Source organism: Methylobrevis pamukkalensis (genome assembly GCF_001720135.1).
In the GTDB taxonomy this organism is placed as follows: Bacteria; Pseudomonadota; Alphaproteobacteria; order Rhizobiales; family Pleomorphomonadaceae; genus Methylobrevis; species Methylobrevis pamukkalensis.
The window spans coordinates 51,417-62,075 of the sequence record NZ_MCRJ01000005.1 but is presented as its reverse complement, the minus strand read 5'-3'; the positions used below and the strand labels follow the sequence as shown (position 1 = coordinate 62,075).

Annotated in this window: 7 protein-coding genes and 1 pseudogene; 3 read left to right on the top strand and 5 right to left on the bottom strand. The window is 69.3% G+C overall.

What is annotated here, in order from left to right; translation table 11 throughout:
- Positions 1–18 precede the first annotated feature (18 nt).
- The 3 genes and pseudogenes from hrpB (at position 19) to A6302_RS20915 (ending at position 4,355) form a co-directional block, all read left to right on the top strand.
- Positions 19–2,487 (top strand): annotated as a pseudogene (gene hrpB / locus A6302_RS01975) (ATP-dependent helicase HrpB).
- A 183-nt stretch (positions 2,488–2,670) separates the two neighbouring features.
- Positions 2,671–3,861, top strand: coding sequence for a HAMP domain-containing protein (locus A6302_RS01970; RefSeq protein WP_083255416.1), 1,191 nt, complete (start codon positions 2,671–2,673; stop codon positions 3,859–3,861).
- Positions 3,858–4,355, top strand: a complete 498-nt coding sequence (locus tag A6302_RS20915) for a methyl-accepting chemotaxis protein (RefSeq protein WP_141703363.1) — start codon at positions 3,858–3,860, stop codon at positions 4,353–4,355. The genes A6302_RS01970 and A6302_RS20915 overlap by 4 nt, the downstream gene beginning before the upstream one ends.
- 330 nt (positions 4,356–4,685) lie before the next feature.
- On the opposite strand, the gene urtE is transcribed toward A6302_RS20915, so the two are convergent.
- The 5 genes from urtE to urtA form a co-directional block, all read right to left on the bottom strand.
- Positions 4,686–5,381 (bottom strand): urea ABC transporter ATP-binding subunit UrtE, encoded by a 696-nt coding sequence (gene urtE, locus A6302_RS01965; RefSeq protein WP_069305630.1) that lies wholly within the window; start codon positions 5,379–5,381, stop codon positions 4,686–4,688.
- Between the two features lie 60 nt (positions 5,382–5,441).
- Positions 5,442–6,194 carry an urea ABC transporter ATP-binding protein UrtD gene (gene urtD, locus A6302_RS01960; RefSeq protein WP_069305629.1) on the bottom strand — a complete coding sequence of 251 codons (753 nt, stop codon included), beginning with the start codon at positions 6,192–6,194 and terminating at the stop codon, positions 5,442–5,444.
- A gap of 6 nt (positions 6,195–6,200) precedes the next feature.
- Positions 6,201–7,355 (bottom strand): urea ABC transporter permease subunit UrtC, encoded by a 1,155-nt coding sequence (gene urtC, locus A6302_RS01955; protein ID WP_069305628.1) that lies wholly within the window; start codon positions 7,353–7,355, stop codon positions 6,201–6,203.
- Positions 7,352–8,983 (bottom strand): urea ABC transporter permease subunit UrtB, encoded by a 1,632-nt coding sequence (gene urtB, locus A6302_RS01950; protein WP_210183242.1) that lies wholly within the window; start codon positions 8,981–8,983, stop codon positions 7,352–7,354. The genes urtC and urtB overlap by 4 nt, the downstream gene beginning before the upstream one ends.
- Positions 8,984–9,386: 403 nt before the next feature.
- On the bottom strand, positions 9,387–10,643 hold the full coding sequence (urtA, locus tag A6302_RS01945; protein WP_141703365.1) for an urea ABC transporter substrate-binding protein: 1,257 nt from the start codon (positions 10,641–10,643) through the stop codon (positions 9,387–9,389).
- Positions 10,644–10,659: the final 16 nt, after the last annotated feature.

The window sequence follows — 10,659 nt, the reverse complement described above, 5'->3', positions numbered from 1 at the left end:
TTGTTAGAGAGTTGATAATTGGCGATTCCTGTCTTACCGATCGACGATGCCCTGCCGGAGCTTCTCGCCGCCCTTGGCGCGGGACGCGCGCCGTGCTGGTCGCCCCACCCGGCGCCGGCAAGACGACGCGGGTGCCGCTGGCGCTGCTGGACGCGCCCTGGCGCGGCGACGGCCGGATCCTGCTGGTCGAGCCGCGCCGGCTGGCCGCGCGGGCCTCCGCCCGGCGCATGGCCGAGACCCTTGGCGATGCCGTCGGCGGCACGGTCGGCTACCGGGTGCGCATGGACAGCCAGGTGTCGGCCCGCACCCGGATCGAGGTGATCACCGAGGGCGTGTTCACCCGGATGATCCTCGACGATCCGGAACTGTCCGGGGTCGCGGCCGTGCTGTTCGACGAGTTCCACGAGCGCAGCCTCGACGGCGACTTCGGCCTCGCGCTGGCGCTCGATGCGGCCGGCGCGCTGCGCGAGACCTGCGGCTCCTCGTCATGTCGGCGACGATCGACGGCGCCCGGGTCGCGGCCCTGCTCGGCGAGGCGCCCGTGATCGCCTCCGAGGGCCGCGCCTTTCCCGTCGAGACCCGCCACGTGCCGCGCGATCCGGCGCTGAAGATGGAGGCGCAGGCGGCGCAGGCCGTGCTGGCCGCCCTGCGCGAGGAAACCGGCTCGATCCTCGTGTTCCTGCCCGGCCAGGCCGAGATCCGCCGCGCGGCGCAGTTGCTCGCCGGCCGTCTGCCCGACAGTGTCGACCTTGCCCCGCTCTACGGCGCCCTGCCGCCCGCCGAACAGGACCGCGCCGTGCGCCCCGCGCCACCGGGCCGGCGCAAGGTGGTGCTCGCCACCTCGATCGCCGAAACCTCGCTGACCATCGAGGGCGTGCGGGTGGTGATCGACGCCGGCTATGCGCGCGGGCCGCGCTACGAGCCATCGACGGGCCTCACCCGGCTGGAGACTCAGCGGGTCAGCCGGGCGGCGGCGGACCAGCGGCGCGGCCGCGCCGGGCGCACCGCCCCCGGCGTCTGCATCCGCCTGTGGGCCGAGGCCCAGAGCGGGGCGCTGCAGTCCTACGACCGGCCGGAGATCCTCGAGGCCGATCTTGCCGGTCTCGCGCTCGACCTTGCCGCCTGGGGGACGGCCGATCCCGGCACGCTCGCCTTCCTCGATCCGCCGCCCGAAGGGGCCTTCGCCGAGGCCCGGCTGCTGCTGCGCCGGCTCGAGGCGATCGACGACGCCGGCCGGATCACCTTGGAGGGGCGCGCGCTCGCCCGCCTGCCGCTGCATCCGCGCCTTGCCCACATGATCCATGCCGCCAGTGCCGAGGGCGCGGCGACGCTCGCCGCCGAGATCGCCGTGCTGGTCTCCGAGCCCGGCCTCGGCGGCGACGGCGCCGATCTCGCCGACCGCCTGCGCCGCTTTCGCCAGGACCGCGGGCCGCGGGCCGACGAGGCGCGCGCGCTGGTGCGCCGCTTGCCAACCTTGCCGGCGGCAAGGTTGGCGGGGCCGGCGATTGCGACGATCCCGTTCATGCCGGGCGGCATCTCGCCCGCGCCTATCCCGACCGGGTGGCGCAGGCCCGCGGCGCGCGCGGCGCCTTCCGACTCGCCAACGGCCGCGGCGGCCTCCTCGACGAGACCCATCCGCTCGCCGGCGCCGGCTTTCTCGTCGTCGCCGATCTCACCGGCAGGGCCGAGAATGCCCGCATCCGTCTTGCCGCCGCGATCGACGGCGACGAGGTGGAGGAGATCTTCGCGAGCGCGATCGAGACCGCCGACACGCTCGCCTTCGATGCGCCGTCACGGTCGGTGCGGGCGCGGCGGGTGCGCCGGCTCGGCGCGCTGGTGCTGTCCGAATCAGTGGCCAGCACTCCGGACCCTGCCGCCGTCGCCAGCCTTCTTGCCGAGCATGCCGCGCGGATCGGCATCGACCGCCTGCCATGGACGAAGGACCAGCGCGCCCTGCGCGCCCGGGCGACCTTCCTCTACGGCACCCTCGGCGCCCCGTGGCCGGATCTGTCGGAGGCCGCGCTCGGCCAGACCGCTGCCGACTGGCTCGCGCCGCAGATCTCCGGTACCTCGCGGCTCGACGCCATCGATGCCGACGCGCTCGGCCGGGCGCTCGATCTTCTGCTGCCCTGGTCGCTGCGCGCCGAGATGGAGCGGCTGCTGCCCTCGCATTTCGACGCCCCGTCCGGATCGCGGCTGCCGATCGATTATGGCGCGGAAAACGGCCCGGCGCTGGAGGTGCGGGTGCAGGAACTGTTCGGCCTCGACCGTCATCCCGCCGTGGCCGGCGGCCGGGTGCCGTTGCTGCTGGTGCTGCTGTCGCCGGCACACCGGCCGATCCAGACCACGCGCGACCTGCCCGGCTTCTGGCGCGGCTCATGGAAGGATGTGGCAAAGGATCTCAAGGGCCGCTATCCGCGCCATGCCTGGCCGGAGGATCCGCTGGCTGCGACGGCCACGGCGCGGGCCAAGCCCCGCGGCACCTGACGCGACGTCCGACGCGGCCGGCGGAAACATCAGTCGGCGCGAGCCTCGCCCACGTCCTCAACCCCTACGTACTACTCGCTATTTGGTGAACATTCCCGGTCAGTTAACCGAAACTTTGCCATTTTTGCAGGATCCTCCCGGCAACGCACCTTCTTGTGCCGTGCGCCGTACCGGGAGCTGGACATGCGCCTTTCGAACGTTCCGATCACCTTCAAGATTCTGATGTGCGTCGTCCTGATGGCGTTTGTCTCCCTGTTCGCCGCCTTCTACGGCGCCCAGCAGATCACCGCCGTCGACATGGCCGACACTGCGGTGATCGAAGGCGAAAGCGCGGCGGCACGTGATCTTGCCCGTGCCAACCAGCGCGTGTTCCGCCTCGGCGACATCGCCTACCGCGCCTTCTCGCGCACCGATGTCGCGCAGACCCGCGAGGTGCTGTCGCGCATCGACACGGTCACCGCCGAATTCCGCGACCGGCTGGATGCGGTCCGCAAGGCGCTGCCGCGCACCGCCACCGAGCTCGACCGCTTCTCCCGCGACTTCGACAAGGTGTCCGACCTTGCCCGCGAGATCAACGAGATCGCCAATGCCGGCGACCGCGACCGCGCCCGCGCCGAACTGGAAACGCGCTTCGATCCGGCCCTCGGCGCCCTGCGCGACGAGATGACGGCCTACATGGAAAAGCTGATCGAAGACGGCCATGCCGCCTCCGCCGCCGCAACCGAACTCGCCCACGAGGCGATCACCACCAACTATGTCGTCGTCCTCGGGGCGACGGTGATCATCCTCGCCATCTCCACCCTCCTCGCCGTGACGGCGATCTCGCGTCCGCTGCGTGGCATCGCCGACACGATGCAGAGGCTTGCCGGCGGCGAACTCACCGTCGACATCGTCGGCCGCGACCGCAAGGACGAGGTCGGCCTGATGGCCCGCTCGGTCGAGGTGTTCAAGCAGAATGCCATTGCCGTGAAGGCGCTGGAAGACGAGCAGGAGCGCGCCAAGGTTGCCGCCGAGGCCGACAAGCGCAAGGCCATGAACCAGCTTGCCGACAGCTTCGAACGCGAGGTGATGGACGTGGTCCGGTCCGTCGCCGCCGCCGCCGAGCAGCTGCAGCAGAACGCCAACTCGATGGGCACGGCCGCCGAGGAGACCAACCGGCAGTCGAACACGGTTGCCGCCGCCTCCGAGCAGGCCTCGGTCAACGTGCGCACCGTCGCCGCCGCCGCCGAGGAGCTGTCGAGCTCGATCGCCGAGATCGGCCAGCAGGTCGCCACCGCCGCCAACGTCGCCTCGAAGGCGCCGGCCAGGCCGAGGCATCCAGCGGCGCGGTCAACGGCCTCGTCGCCAACGCCCAGCGCATCGGCGAAGTGGTGAGCCTGATCAGCGAGATCGCCGCGCAGACCAACCTGCTCGCGCTCAACGCCACCATCGAGGCGGCGCGCGCCGGTGAACTCGGCAAGGGCTTTGCAGTCGTCGCCAGCGAGGTCAAGCATCTCGCCGCCCAGACCGCCAAGGCCACCGAGGAAATCGCCGCGCAGGTCGCCGCCGTGCAGAACGGCACCAGCGACGTCGCCTCGGCGATCTCGATGATCAGCACCACCATCGGCGACATCAACGAGATCTCCTCGTCGATCGCCAGCGCCGTGGAGGAGCAGAACGCCGCCACCGGCGAGATCGCCCGCAACGTCGAGGAAGCCTCGCGCGGCACCGCCGAGGTCTCCAGCAACATCGTCGGCGTCAGCCGCGCCGCCGAGGACACCGGCCGCGTCGCCTCCGACATGGTCTCGGCCGCCGGCGAGCTCAACCGCCAGTCCCAGACCCTGCGCACGCGGGTGCAGGACTTCATCGGCAAGGTTCGCGCCGCCTGAGGGCACGACCGGACGCGGCAGACGGTCCAACGCGAAAGGCCGGGCAGCAATGCCCGGCCTTCTGTCATCTGCGGCCGGGCCCGTTTGCGGAACTGCCCGCCACCAACGAAGGAGGCCCGGCCTCCCTTGCGGGACACCGGGCCATCAAACTGTTGTTGTCGCGAGGCAAGCGGAAAAGGAACATGCAGCGGGCCGCAGGGCCCTGAATGAGGTGTCACATAGCCGCCGCCGACGACGGCCGTGTGACACGGCAGAAACAAACGCGGACGACGGCGGGCCCTGAGAGGCAACCCCCTCGCTTGCCGCCGCCCTGCCGCACCCGATGACAGCTCACACCGTCATCCAGCGCCGCACCTCCTGCTCGTCCATGTCGGCCTTGGCGCCGGACAGAACCACCTCGCCGCGGTCCATCACCGCGAAATGGTCGGCAAGATCGCGGGCAAACTCGAAATACTGCTCGACCAGAACGATCGCCATGGTGCCCTGGGCGCGCAGGAACTCGATCGCCCGGCCGATGTCCTTGATGATCGACGGCTGGATGCCCTCGGTCGGCTCGTCGAGGACCAGAAGACGCGGGCGCGTCACCAGCGCGCGGCCGATGGCGAGCTGCTGCTGCTGGCCGCCGGAGAGGTCGCCGCCGCGCCGCTTCAGCATGGATTTCAGCACCGGAAACAGGTCGAACACCGTCTCGGGCACGTAGCGCTCCTTGCGGGCGATCGGCGCATAGCCGGTCTCGAGGTTTTCCTTGACGGTCAGCAGCGGGAAGATCTCGCGGCCCTGCGGCACGATGGCGATGCCGCGGCGGGCGCGGTCGTGGGGGGCGAGCTTCGAGATTTCCTGGCCCTCCCACTCGATCGACCCGGCGGAAATGCCCTTGAGTCCGACGATCGAGCGCAGCAGCGACGTCTTGCCGACGCCGTTGCGGCCGAGCACGCAGGTGACCTTGCCGACCTCGGCGGTCAGCGAAACCTGTTTCAGCGCCTGCGCGGCGCCGTAGTGGAGATTGATGTTTTCGACCTGGAGCATGGCATCGTCCTTGATCGGAGAGGGACGCGGCGGACCCGGCCGCCCGCGCCGCCTGTCACGTCAGCGCCCGAGATAGACCTCGATGACCTTGGGATTGCTCGACACCGCGTCGAGCGAGCCTTCCGCCAGCACGGAACCCTCGTGCAGCACGGTCACCTTGACGCCGAGCTCGCGCACGAAGGTCATGTCGTGTTCGACCACCACCACCGACTGGGTCTTCGCAATCCGGCGCAAGAGGGCGGCGGTCTCGGCGGTCTCGTCGTCGGTCATGCCGGCGACGGGCTCGTCGACCAGCAGCAGCCGCGGCTCCTGCGCCAGCAGCATGCCGATCTCCAGCCACTGCTTCTGGCCGTGGGAGAGATTGGCGGCCAGCCAGTCGCGCCGGGCGGTGAGGCGGATGGTCTCGAGGATCTCGTCGATCCGGTCGAACTCCGCCTTCGTCGTCTGGTGCAGCAGCGTCGCAAACGGGCCGCGCCTGGCCCGGAGCGCGAGCTCCAGATTGTCGGCGACCGTGTGGCTTTCGAACACGGTCGGCTTCTGGAACTTGCGGCCGATGCCCATGTTGGCGATCTCGGCCTCGTCGTGGCGGGTCAGATCCACCTTGCCCTCGAAGATGACGTCACCGGTGTCCGGCTTGGTCTTGCCGGTGATGATGTCCATCATCGTCGTCTTGCCGGCGCCGTTCGGGCCGATGATCGCCCGCATCTCGCCGGGGGCGAGCACGAGCGAGAGCCCGTTGATCGCCTTGAAGCCGTCGAAGGCGCGGTGGACGTTGTCGAGATAGAGCAGCGAGCCCTCGGCGATTTCCTTCATGATCGGTCACTCCGCCGGTTCGGGTTCGGGATTGGGCTTGATCGGGGCCACCGCCACCGCCTTGCGCTCGGACCGCTCCCGCCAGAACTGGCGGACCGTCCCGACGACGCCCTTCGGCAGGAACAGGGTGACCACCACGAACAGGGCGCCGAGGGCGAACAGCCAGAGCTCGGGCAGCGCGCTGGTGAACCAGGTCTTGCCGAAGTTGACGAGGATCGCCCCGACGATCGGGCCGAGCAGCGTGCCGCGCCCGCCGACCGCCACCCAGATCACCGCCTCGATGGAGTTGGCCGGGTCGAATTCGGAGGGGTTGATGATGCCGATCTGCGGCACGTAGAGCGCCCCGGCGACGCCGGCCATCATCGCCGACAACACCCAGACGAACAGCTTGTAGTTCTCCACCCGGTAGCCGATGAAGCGCGTCCGGCTTTCGGCATCGCGGACCGCGACCAGCACCTTGCCGAGCTTGGAGCGGGTCACCGCCGAGCAGATCCAGAAGCAGAGCGCGAGAGCGAGAGCCGTTGCCGCGAACAATGCCGCCCGGGTGCCGGGGGCCTGCACCGGGAAGCCGAGGATGTCCTTGAAGTCGGTCAGGCCGTTGTTGCCGCCAAGACCCATGTCGTTGCGGAAGAAGGCCAGCAGCAGGGCATAGGTCATCGCCTGGGTGATGATCGACAGGTACACGCCCGTGACGCGGGAGCGGAAGGCGAACCAGCCGAAGACGAAGGCGAGCGCGCCGGGCACCAGCACCACCATCAGCGCGGCAAACCAGAACATGTCGAAGCCGTACCAGAACCAGGGCAGTTCCTTGTAGTTCAGGAACACCATGAAGTCGGGCAGGATCGGGTCGCCGTAGACGCCGCGCGGGCCGATCTGGCGCATCAGATACATGCCCATCGCGTAGCCGCCGAGGGCGAAGAAGGCGCCGTGGCCGAGCGAGAGGATGCCGCAGTAGCCCCAGACCAGATCCAGCGACAGCGCCAGCAGCGCGTAGCAGAGATACTTGCCGAACAGCGCCATGGCGTAGTTGGGCACGTGGAACGGGTTGTCCGGCGGCAGGGCGAGGTGGAGCACGGGCACCACCACGGCGACGGCGAGGATGAGGGCGAGGACGACGTTGACGCGCCGGTCGAGGCCACCGAGGAGGAATTGCGTGATCATGCTTCGATCGCCCTTCCCTTGAGCGCGAACAGTCCGCGCGGCCGCTTCTGGATGAAGAGAATGATGAACACGAGCACCAGGATCTTGCCGAGCACGGCGCCGGCGTAGGGCTCGAGGAACTTGTTGGCGACGCCGAGGGTGAGCGCGCCGACCAGCGTGCCCCAGAGATTGCCGACGCCGCCGAACACCACGACCATGAAGCTGTCGATGATGTAGCCCTGGCCGAGGTTGGGGCTGACGTTCTCGATCTGGCTGAGGGCCACCCCGGCGATGCCGGCGATGCCCGAGCCGAGGCCGAAGGTCATGGCGTCGATCCACGGCGTGCGGATGCCCATGGCGCTCGCCATCGGCCGGTTCGCGGTGACGGCGCGGGTCTGCAGGCCGAAGGGCGTCTTCTTGAGCACCGCCATCAGGGCGAAGAACACGCAGATGGCGAAGACGACGATCCACAGCCGCGACCAGGTGATCGACATCAGGCCGATGTCGAAGGAGCCCGACATCCACGACGGATTGCCGACCTGCCGGTTCTGGGCGCCGAAGATCGAGCGGATCAGTTGCTGCAGGATCAGCGACAGGCCCCAGGTGGCGAGCAGGGTTTCCAGCGGCCGGCCGTAGAGGAAGCGGATGATGCCGCGCTCGATGGCGACGCCCATGGCGCCGGCGACGAGGAAGGCGAGCGGCAGGGCGATCAGCAGCGAATAGTCGAACAGGCCCGGCATCGAGGTGCGGATCAGCTCCTGCACCGCGAAGGTGACATAGGCGCCGATCATCACCATCTCGCCGTGGGCCATGTTGATGACCCCCATGACGCCGAAGGTGATGGCAAGGCCGATGGCGGCCAGCAGCAGCACCGAGCCGAGCGAGACGCCGAACCAGACGTTCTGGGCGGCCGACCAGGCGTCGAGCGTGAACTTCACGTCGTCCATCGCGGCCTGCGCCGCCGGCCCGACCTCGCCCGGCGCACCCGCATACTGGGTGAGGATCTGCATGGCGTCGCGGGCGTCGAGGCCCTGGACCTCCTCGATGGCGGTGAGCTTGTCCGCATCGGGCGCGTCGGAATTGAGCACGGCGGCGCCGCGGGCGCCGACCATCAGCGTGCGGATCGCCTCGTCGGTCTCGGCCGCGATGGCGCTGTCGAGCGCCGGAATGGTCGCCGGCTCGCGGGTCTTGAGCACGGCCAGCGCCGCCGAGCGGCGCACGTCCGCGTCGGGGCTGCGCAGGGTCAGCGTGCCGACGGCGGCCTGGACGGCACGGCGGATCTTGTTGTTGACGCTGATGCGATCGAGGACCGGCTTCTTGACCGTGCCGAGCGAGGCACCGCTGAGCGGATCGAAGATCTCCGGTTCCCGGCCCTTGCCGTCGGAGCGGACGACCGTCTGGTCATCCTTGCGCAGGTAGAGCTCGCGGCCCTCCAGCGCCCGGAGGATGTCGGCAACGCGCGGATCGCCGCTGGCGGCAAGCCCGTTGATCGCCTCTTCCGTGCTGTCGAAATCGCCCGTGCCGAGCGCGTCGACCAGCGGTTTCAGATCGGTCTGCGCCCGGGCCAGCCCGAGGCCGGCGGCGAGGATCGCCACGACGAGCGCGACGAGCACCACGATGTGGGTGAAAGACGTCCTGGCGAGCGACATGGCCCTCGTCCTTTCCAAGATTGGCGACGTCGAAGGCAGACCGCTTCAGAGGCGGCTGCCGTTCCGGCCGTCACGCGCCGGGAGGCCGGAGCGGGACGAGGCTGCTGCCCCCCGGGCGCGCCGACGCCCCGGCAGGCAGCGGTGCGGCAACGGGCGCCGGCGGGCCGGCGTCTTCGGAGCAGTTGGATGATCCGCCTGCGCGGCGCGAAGCGCACTTCCGGCGCGAGGCATTCAAGTTCCGGACCAGCCTGCGCGGTCCGGCGGCCGCCAGCCGGCGGCAAGGCCCGTCATCGTCGGGCGGGCCAGGGTCCGCGGGCAGACAGGCCGGAGCGCATCCGGCCATCCGCCTGTGGCGAGGCCGGCGGTGTGACCGCCGGCCCGCTGTTTCAGAAGGCGGGACGCCTCAGCCGGCGCCGCCGCACTTGCCGGAGACAACGTTGAAGTTGCCGCAGGACATCGGCTTGCGCCAATCGGAGATCAGGTCCTTGGAGCCTTCGAGGTAGTCGGACCACTCGTCGCCGAGCACGAGGCCCGGGGTCTGCGAGACGATCTCGAACTGGCCGTCGTCCTGGATCTCGCCGATCAGCACCGGCTTGGTGATGTGGTGGTTCGGGCCCATCGAGGAGTAGCCGCCCGTCAGGTTCGGCACGGAGACGCCGATCATGGCGTCGATCACCGGATCGGTGTCGACGGTGCCGGCGGCCTCGACGGCTTTCACCCACATGTTGAAGCCGATGTAATGGGCTTCCATCGGGTCGTTGGTCACGCGCTTGTCGTTGCCGGTGAACTTCTTCCAGGCATCGATGAACTCGGCGTTGATCTCGGTGTCGACCGACTGGAAGTAGTTCCAGGCGGCAAGGTGACCCACGAGCGGAGCGGTGTCGATGCCGGCCAGCTCTTCCTCACCGACCGAGAAGGCCACGACCGGGATATCCTCGGCCTTGATGCCCTGGTTGCCGAGTTCCTTGTAGAAGGGAACGTTGGCGTCGCCGTTGATGGTGGAGACCACGGCGGTCTTCTTGCCGGCCGAGCCGAAGGCCTTGATGTCGGAGACGATCGTCTGCCAGTCGGAATGACCGAACGGCGTGTAGTTGATCATGATGTCTTCGGCGGCGACGCCCTTGCCCTTCAGATAGGCCTCGAGCACCTTGTTGGTGGTGCGCGGGTAGACGTAGTCGGTGCCCGCGAGCACCCAGCGCTCCACGCCTTCCTGCTCGGCGAGGTAGTCGACGGCCGGGATCGCCTGCTGGTTCGGCGCGGCACCCGTGTAGAACACGTTGCGCTGGCTCTCCTCGCCCTCGTACTGGACCGGGTAGAACAGGATCGAGTTCAGTTCCTCGAACACCGGCAGCACGGACTTGCGCGACACCGAGGTCCAGCAGCCGAACACGGCGGCGACCTTGTTCTGGCTGATCAGCTCGCGGGCCTTTTCGGCGAACAGCGGCCAGTCCGAGGCCGGATCGACCACGACCGCCTCGAGCTTCTTGCCGAGCAGGCCGCCCTTGGCGTTCTGCTCCTCGATGAGCATCAGCATCACGTCCTTGAGGGTCGTCTCGGAGATGGCCATGGTGCCCGAGAGCGAGTGAAGGATGCCGACCTTGATGGTCTCTTCCTGGGCGTGCGCGAGGCTGCCCGCGCTCATCAGCGCCGTGGCGGCCATGGCTGCGGCAACGAGG